Here is a 20947-nt window from a genome sequence, read left to right as displayed (position 1 = left end):
GTAGTCCAAGGCGCGGAAGCAAACACACGCAATGAGCGTGCAAACAACTGTCCATGATCACGGCTTTCCCACACACCGTTATAAATACGCGTATCTAGCGTTACATGATGAATTTGACTGTGCTCAAGCTCTAGCCATAACTGAGTATCTAATGAAGCCTGAAGCAAATGATTAGGCAAATCAATCCACTGTCGCCATACCGCGGGGCTTAATTCATTTAACTGTACATATAAGCTACCAGTTAGCTGCTGTTGTGCTAAAGCTTGTTCCTGTAAATGCCCTTTTAATTGCACACTTTGACCAGAGCCAGACTGCGGGCTAGCTTGCAGCTGAAAATGTAAGCCATCGCTTTGATGCCTTAACACCCCTTCAAGCTGCTCCAAAACCAAAGGCTCGGCCAAACGACTATAATCTAACCAACGCAACCGAGCCTGCTGTAGTGATACATATTCTTGTTGGGCTAGCCAAGCCACAAAATCATGGTTTACGGTATCGCTGTCTACAGTGGTGCTTGGGCTTTGCCATGTTTGACCAGCCACATGCAGCGTATACTCATGATCTCGCCACAGGGTTAGTGTTAGTCCTGTAATACGTAAATCCGAAAAAAGAGGCTGTCCTTTTAAAAACGTTTGCCACTTCAGTTGAGCCTGCAAATGAGGAATTTCTGTTGTATGCCCAGCCGCATCCGTTAAGGTCAAATCATGGACTTGAAGAACCGGTAGCCAATCACTCCACTCTACCGCTATTTTTTCCGCGTGTATTTCCACTCCTAGCGCTTGCCCTAGCCAATCGGCGATAGGTTCACGCCACTGATCCACTTGGGGTAAGAACCAATAGCGCGTCCCTAACACGACAAGAACCAGCAATACATATAAGATAAGTATCAAACGCCCCAACCAGCGTGAAACAGTGATCATTTTTCTCTTTTGGTTTTAAACATGATGGATTTACAAAGCACATTAAACTGGTCTGGCGCGCTACGCCGCCAGCTGGTTGCTACACCAGAGCTTGCGGATTGGTTACAAGCGCAAAGTAAATATGAAGTGACCCCCACAGTGATCCAAGATTGGTTTGATGCGCTACGTCACCAAGAATATACCGAAGAGGCGCTTAAAAAGCAGCTACGCTTAGTGCGACGTCGCGTTTTTTTTACGCTAATGGTGCGGGATGTTCACTCCAGAGCTAGTTTAGCCGAAGTGAGCACCGCTATGAGCTTTTTAGCTGATCTAAGTGTAAACAAAGCCTATGAATGGGTGAGTCACGCCCTCAGTGAAGCGCACGGAACACCCATTGACCCCAAAACAGGCCTACCTTTAGAAATGCTTATTGTCGCTATGGGGAAATGGGGGGGCTATGAATTAAATGTATCCTCCGATATTGATCTCATTACCCTATATGATGGTGAAGGCGAAACCCAAGGACGGCGGCCGCGTAGCTACCATGAGTACTTTGGACGCTTAACCCAACGCTTGCTTCCTATACTGTCACAAACCAATGCTTTCGGTCATGTTTTTAGAACCGACTTGCGTCTACGTCCCGATGGCGATGTGGGCCCCTTGGCTTGGAGCTTAAATGCATTGGAAAACTATTTTCTTCATCAAGGACGAGAGTGGGAACGCTATGCCTGGATAAAAGGCCGTCTTATTCAGGTCAAAAGCCATGCGGATAGTCAGCCTCAATATGCACAACAACGCTTAGAGAATCTACGGACTCCCTTTGTTTATCGCAAGTATTTTGATTTCGATGCTTTAGCCTCTTTACGAGATTTACGCGAACGCATTCGCCAAGACTGGGAACGAAAGGTCATTGCCAAAGATAGCCTGGAAAGCACACATAACATCAAATTAGGGGATGGAGGTATACGGGAAATTGAGTTCGTAGTTCAGCTTAATCAACTCATCCGTGGTGGGCGCTGGCCCTCATTGCAACAACAAAACTTGCATGCAGCAGTACACGCTCAAGTACAAGCGGATCTGATGGATGATGAGCTCGCACGCCGACTACTTAATGCGTATGACTTTTTACGTCGCACTGAACACTTTCTTCAATATAAAGAAGATGAACAAACCCATCTTTTACCCACCGACGCCGATACCTATGCTCGCCTTGCCTACAGCTTTGGCTTAAGCACAGACTCATTTACCCAACAACTCAATGAGCATCGTCAATTTGTCCACCAAAGCTTCCAAGATGCTTTTCGTATTGCAGGCGTAGAGAAAAAAACGCGGACCACCACTGCCATCGCCCCTGTACTGCCGTCTCCCCCGATCAGCTCCTCAGAGCATGCTGAGCTTGAGGCTCAAAGCCAACAACTCCTACATTCCAATCGCATCCAGCGTTTGCCCCCACATAGCCTAAAACGCTTACAACGCTTATTACCCTTGTTAAGACAAGCGGCTTGTGCCACCGATCACCCCGTAGAAACCAATAAGCGACTCCATACTATTATGGAACAAATTGCTAGCCGTAGTGCTTATCTTGCACTACTGCTCGAGTACCCGGAAACCATTCAACGCATGGCAACCATTGCAGGGGCCAGCCCTTGGGCTGCGCATTATTTAGCGCAATACCCTCTGGTATTAGACAGCTTAATTGAATGGAAAGATCTGCTTGAGGCCCCGGATTTTACTGCTCTTGCCGAGCAACTACGTCTGGAGCTCGATGCGTGTGTACTACCTAACGGCCAGGCCGATATTGAAAGGCAAATGAATCTTATGCGCGACCTGCAACATCAGGTTAGCTTTCAGCTACTAGCACAAGATATTGCAGGCTTACTCACCGTAGAAGTCTTAGCCGACCAACTATCGGCGTTAGCTGATCTGCTTATAGAAGAAACCATTTATCGTACCTGGCCTCTGGCTCAACCACGCCAACAGCCACCTGATCCCCCCACCCCGCAATTTGCCGTCATCGCTTATGGTAAATTAGGTGGCAAGGAGCTGGGTTACGCATCAGATCTGGACTTGGTTTTTTTATATGATGACCCCAATCAGGATCAGGTTGAAAAATACGTGCGCTTAGGTCGGCGCATGGTGTCGTGGCTAAGTACGATGACCTCATCGGGACGTATGTACGAGGTAGACATGCGTTTACGTCCGGATGGCGATGCTGGCCTGATTGCAGTCTCTATCGATGGTTTTGAAAAATACCAAAGCCAACAGGCTTGGAGCTGGGAACATCAAGCCATTACCCGTGCTCGTTTTGTTGCTGGCGACCCACAAATTGGGGCACGCTTTGAAAAAGTACGCCAGGATATTCTTTTACAAAAGCGTGACCCTATCGCTTTTAAGCGTGAGGTCATTACCATGCGTGAAAAAATCGCTCAAGCACACCCCAACAAGAGTGATTTATTCGATATCAAACACGATCGCGGCGGTATGGTAGATATTGAGTTTATGACGCAATATTTAGTGCTGTGTTATGCTCACCGGTATCCAGCTCTTTTGAATAATTTGGGTAATATTGCTTTATTAGGGATAGCTGCTGAGCATCAGCTCATTCCGCGTACGCTAAGCCAACAAGCCATACAGGCGTATCGCACATTTAGGCGTTACCAGCATAACCTACGCCTTCAAGGCGCAGCAGTGGCACGTTTACCATTGCACCAAGTGCAAGCGGAACGAGACGCTGTTATGGCTTTATGGCAAGCGGTTATGAACTAATTCTGTATACACCATGAAAAACACTGAATTTACTCGCCCTGTTCTCACCATCCCTAACAACAGTAAAAAAGTACTGTTGCACTCTTGTTGTGCCCCCTGTTCTGGTGAGGTCATGGAAGCCATGACAGCTTCTGGGATTGAATATACGATTTTTTTCTACAACCCTAACATTCATCCCATAAAAGAATACGAGATCCGCAAAGAGGAAAACAAACGTTTTGCAGAAAAGCACAACATCCCTTTTATTGATGCGGATTACGATGCCGACAACTGGTTTGAACGCGTTAAAGGCATGGAGCATGAACCAGAGCGCGGTATCCGCTGTACAGAGTGCTTTGATATGCGCTTTGAACGTACTGCTTTATATGCTTATGAAAATGGGTTTGACACCATTACCAGCTCTTTGGCGATTTCGCGTTGGAAAGATATGAAGCAGATTAACGGTTGTGGTGAGCGCGCCGCAGCTCGTTACCCCAATATGCTGTACTGGACCTACAACTGGCGCAAAGGGGGTGGGTCACAACGTATGCTTGAAATCAGCAAGAAAGAAAATTTTTATCAACAAGAGTATTGCGGCTGCGTATATTCTTTACGCGACACAAATAACTGGCGTATGGCTAATGGACGCCCACGCATTGAGTTTGGCGTAAAATTCTACGGTGTTAATGACACTTCTACCCTGAAAAAAACGAATTAATTCCCACGAAAAAAGGCAGCTTAATTAAGCTGCCTTTTTTCATAAACATTCTACTTAAACGCCTAAATAACGCTCCCACAGTGTTGGATCAGCACCTAACTGCGCCGAATCCCCCTGCCATACCACCTGCCCTTTTTCTAAAATAATATGGTGGTCAGCTAACTTCATAAGTCGTTGTACATATTTATCAATAATTAAAATGGTTTGGCCTTGAGCACGCAAAACATCCAAACACTGCCAGATTTCCTCACGAATTTTGGGGGCTAGCCCCTCCGAGGCCTCATCCAAAATCAATAATTTAGGATTCGTCACCAAGGCTCGACCAATCGCTAACATTTGCTGCTCGCCCCCCGAGAGTTGATTTCCCATATTATTTTGGCGTTCGCGCAGTCGGGGAAACAACTCAAAAACTCGCTCTGGTGTCCAAGGCTTACTTGTCTGAGGGTTACGATGTGCTACAAATGCCGTTAAATGCTCTTTTACCGTCAAGTTCGGAAAACAATGACGCCCCTCTGGCACAATCGCCATTCCAGCCCGTGCAATTTTATCCGTCGTCCATGTGTTGATCCGCTGCCCAGCAAAAAACACCTCGCCTTTTTTTATAGGTAAAGCACCAAACAACGTTTTTAATAAGGTGCTTTTACCCATGCCATTGCGCCCCAACACGGTCACTACTTGACCACTTTGAATGGACAAGTCCACACCAAATAGCACCTGACTCGCACCATAACCGCTTTCTAAATGTTTAACCTCAAGAATCATGCGGCCTCCGTCGCTTCATCACCTAAATAGGCATTTTTCACATCTTGATTATGACGAATTTCGTCAGGCGTTCCAGAGGCAATAATTTTACCTGCGACCAATACCGAAATGCGGTCAGCTAAACGAAAAACCGCCTGCATATCATGCTCAACCAATAACATCGCTGCCTTACCCCGCATAGACTCGATCAGCTCAGTTAAACGTAAGCTTTCATCGGGTCCCATCCCTGCCATGGGCTCATCTAAAAGCATAACACTAGGGCTGGCCGCTAAAGAGAGTGCGAACTCCAATTTACGCTGTTCCCCATGGGGCAAATGCCTAGCCTGTGCTGACCATAAATGGCGGTCAATCGCACACTCCATCGCTAATTGCTTCGCTTTATCTAGGAGTTCTGTTTCACTATTTCGAGCACGCCAAAAGCGAAGGCTGCTGCCCGTCGCTGCTTGTACAGCCAATAACAAATTCTCTAATACCGTATAGTGATTAAAAATATTCGTTACTTGAAAAGAACGAGCTAAACCCGCTGCTACGCGCTCATGCGCTTTCAGATGAGTTATATTTTTACCATTTAAGAATAACTCACCTTGATCGGGTCTAAGCGTACCAGCGAGTTGATGTATTAGGGTGGACTTCCCAGCCCCATTCGGGCCAATTAGCCCATGGATTTCTCCTGCATAAAGCTGAATAGAAACATCATTCGTAGCATGTAGCGCCCCAAAATGCTTGTGTAAACCACGCGACTCAAAAACAATAGGGGCTGAACTAATTTGTGTCATAACTCACCTTTTTACGATCAAACCAACCTGCCAACCCCTGCGGCGCAGCAAAAACCACTATTAATAATAAAATTCCCAACGGCAAATGCCAGTATTCAGTCCAGTTTCGTAAGACCTCCTCTAGCACCAACATAACAGTAGCGCCAGCTACTCCACCAAACATCAGCCCCATACCACCTACGAGCACCATAATGATTAAGTCGGCCGATTGCGTCCAATGCATCAAAGAAGGAGAGACGAATAAATTATGATTGGCGAGTAAAGCCCCCGCTAATCCCATCAATGCCCCACTCAGACTATAGGCCACCAACTGGATGCGATAAACAGGATAACCAAGGGCCTGCATCCGACTTGCATTCTCTTTACAACCCATGAGTGCATGCCCAAATCGTGATTCAATCAGCCTCTTAAAAAATAAAAAGGCCACAATCACTAGCCCCAGCACCACATAGTAAAACTGCACATCGTCACTTAAATCTAGGCCTGGAAACGTGGAGTAATCATAGAGATTCATACCATCTTCGCCGCCGTACTGCCGCAAAGAAATAAATAGGTAATAAATCATCTGCGCAAAAGCCAAGGTGATCATAATGAAATAGACCCCTTTTGTACGCAATGAAATCGCCCCCGTAATCAACGCTAATAACGCCGCTACTAACATAGCTAACGGCCATGCTACCCACGCGGCATAAACACCAGCATCAGCTAAAATACCGACCACATAGGCGCCTGTACCAAAAAAAGCTGCGTGCCCTAGTGCCACTAAACCGCCATAGCCTAAAACTAAATTAAGCGCACTAGCAGCTAAAGCATATATCAAGACCCGCCGCACAAAAGAAACATAAAATTCAAGACCAAAGCTAGGCGCGACTAAAGGAAAAGCCAGCAACAAAGCAAAGCCGATAACAATCCAAAAGCGTTGTAGAGTCATGGATTAACCTCGCGCAGGGAAAAGTCCGGCCGGCTTCACCACAAGCACCACCGCCATCAAGAAATAAATCGACATCGCTGCTAAGGTTGGCCCTACACTCGACGCTACGTCAGCAGGAAAAACTATGCGTAATAACTGAGGCAAAAAAGCACGCCCCGCCGTATCCACCATGCCGACCAGTAACGCTCCTACAAAGGCCCCCCGTATGGAGCCAATCCCACCAATCACAATGCAAACCAAAACCAGAATTAAAATGTCTTCACCCATGCCAATCTGCACCGCATTAATAGGCCCCAATAATGCGCCTGCTAAAGCTGCTAAGGCGGCGCCCAAGGTAAAAATACCCAAAAACAGCACGGGCACACGTACCCCCATTAATGTTGCCATTTGTCGATTTGAAGCACCAGCACGAACTAATACCCCTGCACGCGTTCGCGTAACAAAAGCATATAAACCAATCGCCACCAACAACCCCACCGCAATAATCATTAAACGAAAAGCGGGGTAGAGAAAATCGGGCAAAAGCTGTACTGGACCAGATAAGGCCGCAGGCATATTAAGCATCATGGGAGCCGGCCCCCAGATCATCTTTACTACGTCATTAGCAATAAGAATAACCGCGTAACTACCTAACACCTGAGCTAAGTGATCACGCACCACCAAGCGCCGCATGAGAGCCAGCTCTAACAGTACGCCCACCAATGCAGTTACCCCTACGGCAACGAAAACGGCTAAAGTAAATGAGCCCGTGCGCTGCATGGTTTCTGCGGCAACATAGGCCCCCGCCATATATAGGGAGCCATGCGCCAAGTTCATGATATCCATGATGCCGAAGACCAATGTTAGGCCTGCGGCAATCAAAAACAACATCAACCCAAACTGCAAACCATTTAGCAGCTGCTCAACAACTAAAATGAGCGACATGAAAATAACCTACTAATAATTAAAATTTATAGCTTGCATTCATCAACATACACATCCTGGTAGCGATCAAAAACCGTTTCTACCAAGCGATTTGTTAACACACCATGCTCATCTCGCTCAATCACACGTAAATAATATGGCTGGATAGGGAAGTTATTTTTACCGTAGGTAAAAGGACCTCTCACAGACTCATAGTTCGCCGACTTCAATGCCTCTAATACAGCCTTACGGTCTTTGACATTACCATTAACTTGAGTGACCGCTGCATCCATCGCCATGATGACATCATAGGCTTGTGCAGCATACACCGATGGGTACCGCCCCTCGTACTTTTCACGGAATGCTTCTACAAACTTCTTATTCGCGGGAATATCTAAATCATGCGCCCACTGTGCCGTATTAAACATGCCTTCAATTGGGTCCCCTACCGCCTGAATAATATCGGTATCACCCGAAAAACCAGGTCCAATCAGCACGGTGTCTTTATTTAGGCCTGCAGCTACAAACTGCTTAATAAAGTTAATGCCCATGCCCCCTGGTAAAAAGAAAAACACCGCATCGGGTTTATTTGCACGGATCTGCGCAAGCTCAGCCGCATAATCAATCTGGCCTAGTTTGGTATAAAGCTCCTCGCTAGGCGTTTTACCATAACCGCGCTTAAAGCCAGTTAATGCATCTTTACCAGCGGGATAATCTGGAGCCAAAATAAAGACTTTTTCGTAATTACGATTGGCTGCGACTTTTCCTGCGGCTTCATGAAAAGCATCGTTTTGATATGACACCCCAAAAAAATAAGGGTTACATTGCTTTCCTGCTAGCTGACTTGGTCCAGGGTTTGCCGTTAAAAAAGGAATTTCAGCTTTAAAAAGAGCCGGCCCAACGGCTAGCGCTACGTTTGACCCCACCGGACCGGTAAAAAAATCGATCTTATCGCGCTGGATAAAACGATTCACCAGTTGGCGTGCCTGATCTGGGTTACCGCCCATGTCCTGCTGGATAAACTCGGCAGGCTGCCCGCCCAGTTTTCCATCCAGCAGCTGAATTGCCAAATTAATCCCATCACGAATTTCCGCACCAACCGCAGAAAAAGGACCCGAATTGTCATTCGCAATCCCTACTTTGATAGGGTCGGCCCAAATGCTATGACTAAATCCCACTGCGCTCAATGCCAAGGCTGCAACTAAAGGTTTTATCATGTCTTCTCCGTTTTTTTACTTTTGTATCGATAAGTTTGTTGTAAATAGTTTAGTTATAAATTAGTTATCTACCTACAGGGGATATTACTTACAGGGTAATTCCCCAATTGCGCACAAAAAAGCCCCACTAAAAAGTGGGGCCAAGTAAAAAAGTAAAAATTAATGCGGTTTAGTGAAGCTAAAGCCGTCGTCTTTAAAATCCACATACACTGTGTCGTTATCGACAAAATCACCTTGTAAGATGGCTTTTGCGACGGGGTTTTCAATATGCTGCTGGATCGCACGTTTAAGCGGTCTGGCTCCAAACACAGGATCAAAACCAACTTTAGCGATCTCCGCTAAGGCGGCATCCGATACCTGTAAATGTAAATGACGATCGGCTAAACGCTGATCTAAACGCTGTAATTGAATATTGGCAATCGACTGAATATGTTTGGCATCCAAAGAGTGGAATACCACTACCTCATCAATACGGTTTAAAAACTCGGGGCGGAAAGCAGACTTCACCTCTTCCCAAACCACTTCTTTTACCACCTCGTATGGTTCATCTTGCATGTTTTGAATATGCTGTGAACCCAAGTTAGAGGTCATAATAATCACGGTGTTACGAAAATCCACTGTGCGCCCTTGACCATCGGTCAAGCGTCCATCATCCAAAACCTGCAATAGAACGTTAAAGACATCCGGATGCGCTTTTTCAACCTCGTCCAAGAGAATCACACTGTAGGGTTTACGACGCACCGCTTCGGTTAAATATCCACCTTGCTCATAGCCCACATACCCTGGAGGCGCACCAATTAACCGTGCTACCGAGTGCTTTTCCATGAATTCCGACATATCAATACGGATCAAATGCTCCTCGGAATCAAATAAAAACTCTGCCAAAGCTTTGGTGAGTTCGGTTTTACCTACACCGGTAGGACCTAAAAATAAAAAGGAACCATAGGGGCGATCGGGATCCGCTAAACCTGCTCGCGATCGACGAATCGCATCAGCCACGAGTGTCACGGCCTCATCTTGACCAACCACACGCTGGTGCAAATAGGATTCCATCTGCAGCAACTTCTCTCGCTCACCCTGCATCATGCGCGCCACAGGGATCCCGGTGGCTCTGGAAACCACCTCTGCGATTTCCTCGACGCCTACTTGGGTACGTAGCAACTTAGGCCGATCTTGGGAATCCGCTTGCTCTTTCACATTTTCAGCGGATTTTAAACGCTCTTCTAGCTGAGGTAGCTTGCCATATTGAAGCTCTGCCAGTTTTTCAAACTGACCTTTGCGCTGGTATTCCGCCATTTCAGCACGCAATGCTTCAATTTCCTCTTTAATGGATTGCGTACCTTGTACAGCTGCTTTTTCCGCTTTCCAAATCTGCTCATAGTCATCATACTGGCGCTGTAACGCCTCTAGCTCATCTTCGATGGCTTGCAAACGCTTTTTAGAAGCCTCGTCCTCTTCTTTGCGCACTGCTTCGCGCTCAATTTTAAGCTGTATCATTCGACGATCGAGCTTATCCATGACCTCTGGTTTGGAGTCTATCTCCATACGAATACGAGCTGCAGCCTCATCGATTAAATCAATGGCTTTATCAGGTAGAAAGCGATCCGTGATATAACGCTGTGATAGCTCTGCTGCGGCAACAATAGCCGGGTCAGTGATCGCTACCCCGTGGTGCAGTTCATAACGCTCTTGTAAACCACGCAAAATAGCTATCGTCGATGCCACATCTGGCTCATCGACTTGCACACGCTGAAAACGACGCTCTAGTGCAGCATCCTTTTCTATATACTGCCGATACTCATCCAAGGTCGTTGCACCAATACAATGGATCTCACCGCGCGCTAAAGCGGGTTTCAACATATTGCCCGCATCCATTGCACCATCGGCTTTGCCAGCCCCAACCACCATGTGGATTTCATCAATAAAGAGAATAGTTTGCCCTTCGTCTTGTGCTAGCTCTTTAAGCACGGCTTTTAAGCGCTCTTCGAATTCACCGCGGAACTTTGCTCCCGCCAACAAAGCCGCCAAATCCAACACAAGCAAACGCTTGCCTTTTAAATTTTCAGGGACTTCATTATTGACAATACGCTGAGCAAGCCCTTCGACAATAGCCGTTTTACCTACGCCGGGCTCACCGATTAACACTGGGTTATTTTTAGTGCGTCGTTGTAATATTTGAATGGAACGACGAATTTCATCATCACGCCCAATTACTGGGTCGAGTTTGCCTAGGCGTGCACGCTCCGTCAGATCTGTAGTGTATTTAGACAGAGCTTCGCGATTTGCTTCACCTTCGGCATCGGTGACATTCGCACCACCCCGCACGGCATCAATAGCTGACTCAAGCGCTTTTTCTTGGACACCTGTATCACGCATAATCTGTCCAATGCGCCCTTTGTCTTTTGCCACTGCTAATAAAAACAGCTCACTGGCCACATACGTATCGCCACGCTGAGTTGCGTCTTTATCTGCTTGAGCCAAAGCATTTTGTAAATCTCGACTAATACGTAACTGGCTTTCCCCCCCTTCGACTTGAGGTAGAGCAGCTAAATAATTACTGAGCTCACTTTTTAAACGGGGTACCGCTGCACCAGCACGCGCTAATAAACTACTAGCGCCAGAATCTGGATCATCCAACAGTGCCATCACCACATGAGCGGACTCTAAGTAAGCATGTTTGCCTTGAACAGCCAGGGTCTGTGCTGTCCCTAATGCCATTTGAAACTGTGTTGTTAATTTATCTATTCGCATAAGGTAAATACCTTTTAAAAGTAGCACAGCTCTGCGTGATAGAAATACAAATGCAAACCGTGCTGATATTTTGATGTTAATTACTAGATGCCGGCAATTCTTTTTTTTTCAAGATGAGATCTAAATAGAAAAACTCCTTGCCAAACAATTTGCAAAAAAACAACAAAAAAATCAAAAACAACACAAATTCAAGACGTTAACCCCCTAAACCCCACTTGATTCTCGCCCAAATACAAAGCAAAAGCGTTTAAGCATACAGAAAAAGCTACAATTAATATTGATTTGCCTCAAGGCAAACACATTTTCAGCTGGAGCAACATCAAACTATGCAAAAACGTATCCCTGTCACTCCCGACTCAATGCGTTGCTCAACATGTATGTTAAGTGAGCTTTGCTTACCCTTAGGTATGCCAGCTCCAGAGCTAAATAAACTCGACGAACTCATACAAGAACGCATCCGCTTGAGCAAAGGTAGTCCTCTTTTTCATTTAGGAGATCCTGCCGAAGCGGTCTATGCATTACGTTCGGGCAGCATTAAAACTCAACTTGAAGACGCAACGGGACAAGTCCAAATTACTGGATTTTTACTGCCAGGCGAAATCGTAGGCATGGATGGACTATTGAACAACACTCAGGTCTCCCATGCTATTGCACTGGAAGACAGCGAGGTCTGCGTGATGCGCCTTGATGATTTTGATCGCCTTGCCATGCAACTACCTATGCTGCAAACACAACTACGTCGCTTGATGAGTAAAGAAATCAATCGCTCTCACAGCATCATGATGACTTTAGGTGCATTACGCTCCGAGCAGCGCTTAGCCGCTTTTTTAATCAACATGTCAGACCGCCTCACGGCTTTGGGCTATTCACCCTACGAATTTATTTTGCGTATGAGCCGAGAAGAAATCGGCAATTTTCTTGGGTTAACATTAGAAACGGTTAGTCGCTTATTTTCGCGCTTTGCGCGCGAAGGCTTGCTTGAAATCCAACAACGTGATGTTAAGCTGCTAAATTTACCTGCTCTGCATGCCTTAGCCGGCACAGAATGCCCAAGCCACGCTTATTAACCCCCATTGCTGCACCTATAAAAAAACCCAATCAAATGATTGGGTTTTTTTCACTAGGAAGCAGATCTATCTGTGGTTGGCGCGACCTCAGTCACCGGCACAATCTGTAAGCCCCGTTTTACAGCACCACCTGATAATGGCTCATCAAAATTAGCTACTGCTAAGTAAATTGTATAAATGCAAGCCACCACAACAATAGCAGGGCCTGCCATCAACAACCAAGGCCAAGGTTCTTTGTACCATGGGCCCTTGTCTTCACGCACGGGTCTGGAGCTCATAAGTCCCCCTTAATTTGGAACATAAAAATTAGACGTATCTGAAGCCACAGATTTCCGGTTGTCTTCAGAGACGGACTGGGCTCGAATTGTAATCGGGTGCATCCCGTTAGCTAAGCCACTGTCATAAGGAATCTGCACTACCACTGGAATCTGCTCTGTGGATGCCGGAGGTAATACAAACATGTCTTTACCATTATCTGCACGTTTAATAAGGATATTAGCAATCCCTTCTGCAGAGATTTGAATTGTAATCGGTTCTTCTGCCGTGTTGACTAATTGCAAACGATACACGTTTTCAATTAAGCCACCTGCCACTTCACGCCCTAACAAACCGCGATCACGGATGATATTCATTTTTAGCGTGTCGCGCGTCAACATCGAGAAAATCAGCACCCCCGTCACAATCACTAGCAAAGAGATATAGATTAATACTCGTGGGCGGAACATACGCTTGCGCGCTTCGGCTTGTGTCAGTCGCTCGCTAATGGCTCGTCCTGAGGTATAACGAATTAGATCTTGCTCGTAGCCCATTTTCTCCATGACCTGATTACAGACGTCTGCACAGGCACCACAACCAATACACATGTATTGAAGCCCCTCGCGGATATCAATCCCGGTCGGACAAACCTGCACACAAAGGCTACAGTTAATACAGTCACCTAGACCTTTTTCTTTGTGATCGACTTTTTTAGAACGAGGGCCCCGAGGCTCACCACGCACATAATCATAGCTCACCACAAAGGTGTCATCATCCACCATAGCGCTTTGAAAGCGAGCATATGGACAGGCATAACGACAGATAGACTCACGTAAAAACCCAGCAAAACTTAGGGTAGCACCACTATAAAGCCAGAACCAGAACCACTGCCATGGGCCTAGGGTCAACGCCATAAAATGGCCGGGCAGCTCACGGATAGGAGCAAAATAACCGATAAAGGTGAATCCTGTCCATAACGAGAACAGAATCCATAAACTGTGTTTAGTAAATTTGATACGGAATTTTTTGAAATTCCAAGGCTGCTCGTCTAGGCGAATCCGTTGAACACGGTCTCCCTCGACTTTACGCTCGATCCACATCATGATTTTGGTGTAGACCGACTGCGGACAGGCATAGCCACAGAATAATCGTCCTGCTATTGCGGTAAATAAAAATAACGCATAAGCAGAAATAATGAGTAAAACCGCCAGATAAATCACATCTTGGGGCCATAAAACCATACCAAATAGGTAGAATTTTCTGGCACCAAGATCAAACAATACGGCTTGACGCCCGTTCCACTGCAACCAAGGCAACCCATAAAAAATAATCTGGGTAAAGTAAATCATCAATATGCGAATATTGTCGAATTTACCTTTTACAGAACGGGCATAAATCCGTCCATGTCCGTCTTCGAGGATTTTTTCCAGTTGCGGTGAAGCCCTTGCGGCAACCTGTTTTTCCAGTCGAGGTGGTTGCCAAGCAGGAGCCTGGGATTGGTCTTGACCGTTTTCGGGTGCTTTAGGAGCTTCACTGCTCATGATAATTAACCTTTAAGACAAAAAGACATGGATTATTGTTCTACGTTAGATAAACCCCATACCCAACCCGCCAACAAACGGATTTGCTCGGGTGATAATAGGTTTTTCTGGGCTGGCATTTGGTTATCGCGCCCGTTCATAATCCCATACACGATGGTTTCTTCAGAGCTGCCATATAACCACACACCGTCGGTGAGATCTGGTGCACCTAGCAATTGGTTACCTTTAGCATCAGCACCGTGACACGCCACACAGAATTGATCAAAGAGCTTTTTACCAGGAGCCACGCGCGTCTGATCATGCGCCAAATTATTCAAAGAGCGAACATATTGAGCAATCTCAGAAGCTTGGGCAGGTGTCATCAAGCTTTTATGCGCCGTCATGATGCCACGACGACCATTGGTAATGGTTTGCAGAATTTGCTCTGGCTCCCCACCCCACAACCACGTTTTATCCGTCAAGTTCGGGAAAGAGGGGCTACCTTGAGCATCTGATCCGTGGCACTGTGCACAGTTATTCAGGAATAGACGCTGACCAATAGCACGAGCCTCTTCGTCCTTAGCGATATCGGTGATTGGCATGTCCGCATATTTTTGGAAAATAGGCTGAACCATGGCTTCAATTTTTTCCTGATCTGCTTTGACTTCTTTGGCCGCGTTGGTTTTCAACAAGCCTTCGAAGCTACCCAGACCGGGATAGAGCACCCAATAGCCCAATGCAATCGCACTGAGAATCAAGTACATCGAAACCCACCAACGTGGTAATGGTGTGTCGTATTCAGTAATACCATCCCAAATATGACCGGTATCACTGATCGCCTCGCCTTTTTTGGCTTGGCCTTTTAGTTGACTAAAGAGCACGTATAGACAGAACGCTACCCCACCTAGGGCAATGGTCGTAATCCAAATGCTCCAGCCGACGCTGAAAAAATCACTCATTTGAACCCCCTACTTTCTGCTTTTGATCTTCCACTTCATCGGGAAGATCAAAAGGCAGCATAGATGCATCATGGTTAGCTTTGGCACGGCCTTTCGACCATGCCCAAGCAACAATTCCTAAAAAGGTTAGTAAAGCTAGTGCTGTGGCAATTCCATTTAAGATGCCAACCATTAGCGTCTCCCTTCGGCCACAGCCGCTTCAGCAGCAGCACGACCTTGAACTCCTAAACCTTGTAAATAGGCCACCAATGCATCTTCTTCGGTTTTACCTTTCAGGGCATTGGGTGCTTTAGCAATTTCCTCGTCGGTGTACGGTACGCCCAATTTACGTAAAACTTCCATACGTTTTTGTACGTTCCAACCTTCTACAGAATTATGCTGTAACCAAGGGTACGCCGGCATATTGGATTCACGTACCACATCGCGCGGATTGCGAAGGTGAATACGGTGCCATTCGTCGGTATAACGTTGACCTACACGTGCCAAGTCAGGACCGGTACGCTTGGAACCCCACAAAAAGGGATGATCGTACACGGATTCCCCGGCCAATGAGTATGGGCCATAACGACGAACCTCGGACTCCAACATACGGATTTGCTGGGAGTGACAACCTACGCATCCTTCACGGATATAGATGTCACGCCCAATCAGGCGTAGTGGCTCGTAGGGTTTAACCCCTTCAGTAGGAGTGGTTGTTGAGTGTTGGAAAAACAAAGGGACAATCTGTACCAGTCCAGCCATTGCAATTACGATGAAGGTACAAATCATCAACAAACCAACGTTTGTTTCCACGGTAGCGTGGGAAAAAAACTTTTTCTTCTCGTTAGACATGATCTATCCTTAGCCTGCAGCGACTTCAGCAGGGCCAACTAAGCCGGGTTCACGAGCGCCTGGGTTTTTCAAAGGTACAACAGGGTTAACACGCTGCTGGCCCTTGATGGTCATGAGTGTGTTAATGAGCATCAAAACAGCACCCGATAAGAACATCACACCACCCAAAGCACGAATTGCGTAGAAAGGATAGGTTGCTTTTACGCCTTCAACAAAGCTGTAGATTAGCATCCCATCTTCTCCAGTAGCACGCCACATTAGGCCCTGCATTACACCTGAAATCCACATTGCGGAGATGTAAAGCACCACACCTAAAGTAGCTAACCAGAAGTGGAGCTCAACCCACTGTGGCTTAGCCATGGAGATACGACCATACAAACGAGGAATCATGTAATACAAGGAACCAAATGTCACCATTGCCACCCAGCCTAAAGCGCCGGAGTGAACGTGACCAACGGTCCAGTCTGTATAGTGTGACAAGGCGTTTACGGTACGAATAGCCATCATCGAACCCTCGAAAGTGGACATACCGTAGAAAGACACAGCCACAACCAAGAACTTCAAGATGGGATCAGTACGTAAACGGTTCCAAGCACCAGACAAGGTCATAATCCCGTTAATCATACCGCCCCAAGAAGGAGCCAATAGGATTAAAGAGAAAGCCATCCCTAAAGACTGAGTCCAGTCTGGTAGAGAGGTATAGTGCAAGTGGTGCGAGCCTGCCCACATGTACGTAAAAGCGAGTGCCCAGAAGTGAACAATAGATAAGCGATAGGAGTAAATGGGACGCTCAGCTTGCTTAGGTACGAAGTAATACATCATCCCTAAAAAGCTCGTGGTCAAGAAAAAGCCCACGGCGTTATGCCCATACCACCATTGCACCATCGCATCCTGCACACCAGAGTAAGCAGAATAGGACTTCCACAAGGAGACTGGGAGCTCCATGTTATTAAAGATGTGCAATACCGCAATAACGATAATAAATGCACCAAAGAACCAGTTCGCCACATAAATATGGCTGACACGACGTTTTACCAATGTGCCAAAAAACACAATGATATAACATACCCAAACCGCCAAAATGAGTAAATCGATTGGCCACTCGAGCTCAGCGTATTCTTTGCTGCTGGTAAAACCTTGGGGTAGTGTTAGCAAAGCCCCTACCATCGCGGTTTGCCAACCCCAGAAGGTAAAAGATGCCAATTTGCCTGCAAACAAACGTGTTTGACAGGTGCGCTGCGCCACATAATACGATGTAGCAAAAAGTGCGCTACCACCAAAGGCAAAAATCACCAAGTTCGTATGTAATGGACGGATACGACCATACGTGAACCACGGTGTCTCGAAGTTTAATTCAGGCCAGATGAGTTGCAAGGCGATCAGTACCCCGACCCCCATGCCAACTACAGCCCACACTACGGACATCACAGCGAACTGTCGGACGACCCCGTAGTTGAAGACTTCGGCCTGTTTTCCGACAACATCGGAAGTGCCCATTTGCTTCCCCTCTTTTAACAAATGTTAATACAAACTAATGACCGAGCTGTATTTGCCCACTGCCCGGTGTACTACGTGCCTATGGCTACATAATACATTCATAATAAACACATAAACTAACCGTTGGGATTTAGCATAAACCCCATTAACGAATTAGTTTATGTAAAACGATTGTAACCAAGCGTTATTTTTCATCAACACCGGTACTATCGTCATCCTGAAGTATGGATTCACCCGCTTTGTTTGCGTCTTCGAACTGTCCTGAAAAAACAGCCCACCATAATGCCACAGCGATGAACAGCACAAATAGCAAAGACAGTGGAATTAATAAAAACATGGAGTCCAACATAATTACACCGTTTGATGTGAAGCGAGTTGTGCTGCTTGCTGAAGGCGCTGGCGATACAAGCGCCACGAATTATAAGCAACTAATAGCGAAGATAACAGCATAGAGATCGCCGCCACCCATGGGGCTACTAAACCTATAGCAGCTAAAGGCGTCATCAACAGATGCCATGCTATAGATCCATACAAATTCTGTTTTGATATCGATGTGGTTTTATTGGCTACGTTCTGTAGCTCTGTATCCGTTTCTGCAGGACTAACACTAATACCTGCATGAGCTGATGCTACTGCCGTCGGTACGGCCATGGATAAAGCACAGGGACAGCTCATCACAAATAAAGCGACAACAACGGCAATCGCATGCTCAGGTCGATAATAAAACCAGACCACACCAAATACAACTGCCAATATCACCTGAATCAGGACAAACCAAAACGCAATGCGATTTGAGTGTTGAGTCAATGTGGCACGTAGTTGTTCTATATAAGTATGCGCCTGACCACGATGAATAGATTGACGAGCACATAGTTCCAGATAGCGTGCCGTTAGTAAAAACGCCACAAACATGGTAACAGAGTCAAAGTAGACTTCACCCTGCCCTGTCCACGTTGTAATAACACTGGGGATAAAAGCGACCACAATCCCTAAAGCGACAGGTACATCCATGCCGACTTTGCCACGTTTTAAGCTTTGCCAGGCGCCTTTCCAAATAGGGATAGCACAGTACATCATGACAGGCACCGTTAGCAACAAGGCCGCCCAGTTCATGAGGTAGATCGCAGAGTCAAGGGTAACTAAAGTGTCGGGCTGCATGGAGTCCGAGCGCAAATACCCCGGAAAAGCCAACGTCATTACCTGCATCATCATTAACCAAGCCAGCCCCAAACGGGCGAGCATACGCCGCCTATGCAGACGATCGGCAGCGGACAGATCAGCAGGAATGGTAAAAATGGAATATGCGCGCATAAGTATCGGACTATATTATAACAAATAAGAATATAGCTTTTCGATTTAGATCAAACAAATAAAATATAGCTCAATAAAAAAGCCCTTAAACAAGTTTAAGGGCTTATAGACTAAGACGACAACTCCTGTTCTATTATGTCGTACAGCAACCGCATTATTGGAACTGAGCCTCTTCTGTGGAACCATCTAATGCAGTAGTAGAAGACTGTCCGCCCTCGATGGTTTGAGTGACAGCATCAAAGTAACCCGTACCAACTTCGCGCTGGTGACGTACCGCCGTAAAGCCACGCTCAGCGGCTGCGAATTCACGCTCTTGTAAGTCCACAAAAGCTGTCATGTTCTCGCGAGCATAACCGTAAGCCAAGTCAAACATGCCATAGTTTAGAGCATGGAAGCCGGCCAAGGTGATGAACTGGTATTTATAGCCCATTGCACCCAATTCGCGCTGGAACTTAGCAATTGTCGCATCATCTAGGTTTTTCTTCCAGTTAAATGAAGGCGAGCAGTTGTATGCCAGCATCTTTCCAGGGAACTGACGGTGAATAGCTTCAGCAAACTGACGTGCATACTCAAGATCAGGCGTAGCGGTTTCGCACCAGATCAAATCCGCATAGGGAGCATAAGCAAGACCACGAGAAATAGCCTGCTCAATCCCAGCACGAGTACGGAAAAATCCTTCTACAGTACGCTCACCGGTGATAAAAGGCTTATCGTTATCATCCACGTCACTGGTGACGAGATCAGCAGCGTCCGCGTCAGTACGCGCCAAGATCAAGGTCGGTACGTTCATCACGTCTGCAGCTAAGCGCGCTGCTACCAGTTTGGAGATGGCCTCGCGGGTTGGTACCAAAACCTTACCCCCTAGGTGACCACATTTTTTCACTGAAGCCAACTGGTCTTCAAAGTGCACCCCTGAAGCGCCCGCATTAATCATGGCTTTCATGAGCTCAAAAGCGTTTAATACCCCACCAAAGCCGGCTTCCGCATCCGCTACAATCGGAGCAAAATAATCCACATAGCCCTCGTCACCTGGATTCAAACCCTCGGACCATTGAATCTGGTCACAACGGCGCAACGTGTTATTAATGCGGTTAACTACCATAGGCACCGAGTTAATTGGGTACAAAGACTGGTCTGGATACATTTCTCCAGCTAAGTTAGCATCGCCAGCCACCTGCCAACCAGATAAGTAAATGGCCTTCAAACCCGCTTTGACTTGTTGCATAGCCTGGTTACCAGTTAATGCACCTAAGCTATTGATAAAAGGCTCTTCATGCAAAAGACGCCATAGTTTTTCCGCACCACGACGTGCTAAAGTATGCTCTTCGACCATGGAGCCACGCAGACGCACTACATCTTCGGCACTGTAGTTGCGCTTAATGCCCTGCCAGCGAGGGTTCTCGGCCCATTCTTTTTGGAGGTTGCGGATTTCGGTTTCACGTTGAGTCATGATGTGTCTCCCTGTAGAAAAATTAGCAATAAACGATGTCGTTGATGATTTAAATTCTACGTAATTACTGCATAGCAATCCACACTTATATCTTATATAAGACCTAATTTCTTATCATTTAAAATCAATGACTTATGCAAATCATTTCACTATACGGAAGCAATTACCTTTTTATGAAAAGCAATCTGATGCAACGCAGCAGGCTTTTTTCATAATATGAAAACCAGCTCCCATCATGTGAAAAAACAGGTTAAATTTACAGACTAATCGCTTTTTATTTTTACTACCATGACGACCTCTTCTTTAAAAAACAGTTTATTGGGCCAAGATGTCTCCTATCCGACACATTATGACCCAA

General features: G+C 46.3%; 19 protein-coding genes. 3 read left to right on the top strand and 16 right to left on the bottom strand.

The window, feature by feature from the left end:
• Window positions 1-917: hypothetical protein (locus Q1V74_RS00335; protein ID WP_300646537.1), on the bottom strand; the 917-nt coding region annotated here is incomplete at its 3' end.
• A gap of 21 nt (window positions 918-938) precedes the next feature.
• On the opposite strand from Q1V74_RS00335, the gene glnE reads away from it, so the two are divergent.
• Together glnE and Q1V74_RS00325 are read left to right on the top strand one after the other, a co-directional pair.
• A complete protein-coding gene (gene glnE, locus Q1V74_RS00330; RefSeq protein ID WP_300646536.1) occupies window positions 939-3662 on the top strand; it encodes a bifunctional [glutamate--ammonia ligase]-adenylyl-L-tyrosine phosphorylase/[glutamate--ammonia-ligase] adenylyltransferase in 2724 nt (907 codons plus the stop codon).
• A gap of 13 nt (window positions 3663-3675) precedes the next feature.
• Window positions 3676-4359, top strand: a complete 684-nt coding sequence (locus Q1V74_RS00325; RefSeq protein ID WP_300646535.1) for an epoxyqueuosine reductase QueH — start codon at window positions 3676-3678, stop codon at window positions 4357-4359.
• A gap of 54 nt (window positions 4360-4413) precedes the next feature.
• Here the strand turns inward: Q1V74_RS00325 and Q1V74_RS00320 are convergent, their stop codons facing one another.
• The 6 genes from Q1V74_RS00320 to clpB all read right to left on the bottom strand — a co-directional run bounded on the left by Q1V74_RS00320 (window position 4414) and on the right by clpB (window position 11699).
• Entirely contained in the window at window positions 4414-5118 is a 705-nt protein-coding gene (locus Q1V74_RS00320) for an ABC transporter ATP-binding protein (protein ID WP_300646538.1), read from the bottom strand.
• Window positions 5118-5897 (bottom strand): ABC transporter ATP-binding protein, encoded by a 780-nt coding sequence (locus tag Q1V74_RS00315; protein ID WP_300646533.1) that lies wholly within the window; start codon window positions 5895-5897, stop codon window positions 5118-5120. The genes Q1V74_RS00320 and Q1V74_RS00315 overlap by 1 nt, the downstream gene beginning before the upstream one ends.
• Window positions 5884-6828, bottom strand: coding sequence for a branched-chain amino acid ABC transporter permease (locus Q1V74_RS00310; RefSeq protein WP_260650414.1), 945 nt, complete (start codon window positions 6826-6828; stop codon window positions 5884-5886). Before Q1V74_RS00310 ends, Q1V74_RS00315 begins: the two co-directional genes overlap by 14 nt.
• 3 nt (window positions 6829-6831) lie before the next feature.
• Entirely contained in the window at window positions 6832-7752 is a 921-nt protein-coding gene (locus Q1V74_RS00305; protein WP_260650413.1) for a branched-chain amino acid ABC transporter permease, read from the bottom strand.
• A gap of 26 nt (window positions 7753-7778) precedes the next feature.
• Complete coding sequence (locus tag Q1V74_RS00300; RefSeq protein WP_260650412.1) at window positions 7779-8948, bottom strand: ABC transporter substrate-binding protein; 1170 nt, start codon at window positions 8946-8948, stop codon at window positions 7779-7781.
• Between the two features lie 159 nt (window positions 8949-9107).
• Complete coding sequence (clpB, locus tag Q1V74_RS00295) at window positions 9108-11699, bottom strand: ATP-dependent chaperone ClpB (RefSeq protein WP_300646531.1); 2592 nt, start codon at window positions 11697-11699, stop codon at window positions 9108-9110.
• Window positions 11700-12025: 326 nt separating this feature from the next.
• On the opposite strand from clpB, the gene Q1V74_RS00290 reads away from it, so the two are divergent.
• Window positions 12026-12766 carry a cyclic nucleotide-binding domain-containing protein gene (locus tag Q1V74_RS00290; RefSeq protein WP_300646530.1) on the top strand — a complete coding sequence of 247 codons (741 nt, stop codon included), beginning with the start codon at window positions 12026-12028 and terminating at the stop codon, window positions 12764-12766.
• A gap of 53 nt (window positions 12767-12819) precedes the next feature.
• Here Q1V74_RS00290 and Q1V74_RS00285 read toward each other — a convergent pair whose 3' ends face one another.
• From Q1V74_RS00285 to aceA, 9 genes are all read right to left on the bottom strand, one after another.
• On the bottom strand, window positions 12820-13044 hold the full coding sequence (locus Q1V74_RS00285) for a FixH family protein (RefSeq protein ID WP_300646529.1): 225 nt from the start codon (window positions 13042-13044) through the stop codon (window positions 12820-12822).
• 9 nt (window positions 13045-13053) lie between these two features.
• Entirely contained in the window at window positions 13054-14562 is a 1509-nt protein-coding gene (gene ccoG, locus Q1V74_RS00280; RefSeq protein ID WP_300646528.1) for a cytochrome c oxidase accessory protein CcoG, read from the bottom strand.
• 32 nt (window positions 14563-14594) lie between these two features.
• A complete protein-coding gene (ccoP, locus tag Q1V74_RS00275; RefSeq protein ID WP_300646527.1) occupies window positions 14595-15500 on the bottom strand; it encodes a cytochrome-c oxidase, cbb3-type subunit III in 906 nt (301 codons plus the stop codon).
• Window positions 15493-15672, bottom strand: coding sequence for a CcoQ/FixQ family Cbb3-type cytochrome c oxidase assembly chaperone (locus Q1V74_RS00270; RefSeq protein WP_260650406.1), 180 nt, complete (start codon window positions 15670-15672; stop codon window positions 15493-15495). The genes ccoP and Q1V74_RS00270 overlap by 8 nt, the downstream gene beginning before the upstream one ends.
• Window positions 15672-16331, bottom strand: coding sequence for a cytochrome-c oxidase, cbb3-type subunit II (ccoO, locus tag Q1V74_RS00265; protein ID WP_300646525.1), 660 nt, complete (start codon window positions 16329-16331; stop codon window positions 15672-15674). The genes Q1V74_RS00270 and ccoO overlap by 1 nt, the downstream gene beginning before the upstream one ends.
• Window positions 16332-16340: 9 nt before the next feature.
• A complete protein-coding gene (gene ccoN, locus Q1V74_RS00260) occupies window positions 16341-17828 on the bottom strand; it encodes a cytochrome-c oxidase, cbb3-type subunit I (protein WP_260650404.1) in 1488 nt (495 codons plus the stop codon).
• A gap of 184 nt (window positions 17829-18012) precedes the next feature.
• On the bottom strand, window positions 18013-18174 hold the full coding sequence (ccoS, locus tag Q1V74_RS00255; RefSeq protein WP_260650484.1) for a cbb3-type cytochrome oxidase assembly protein CcoS: 162 nt from the start codon (window positions 18172-18174) through the stop codon (window positions 18013-18015).
• A gap of 5 nt (window positions 18175-18179) precedes the next feature.
• Entirely contained in the window at window positions 18180-19139 is a 960-nt protein-coding gene (locus tag Q1V74_RS00250; protein WP_300646523.1) for a hypothetical protein, read from the bottom strand.
• Between the two features lie 154 nt (window positions 19140-19293).
• Entirely contained in the window at window positions 19294-20589 is a 1296-nt protein-coding gene (gene aceA, locus Q1V74_RS00245) for an isocitrate lyase (protein ID WP_300646522.1), read from the bottom strand.
• Between the last annotated feature and the right edge of the window lie 358 nt (window positions 20590-20947).

The organism is Paenalcaligenes sp. (assembly GCF_030152715.1).
In the GTDB taxonomy this organism is placed as follows: Bacteria; Pseudomonadota; Gammaproteobacteria; order Burkholderiales; family Burkholderiaceae_B; genus Paenalcaligenes; species Paenalcaligenes hermetiae.
The sequence above is the reverse complement of the archived record's forward strand: the minus strand, read 5'-3'. Positions and strand labels throughout refer to the sequence as shown.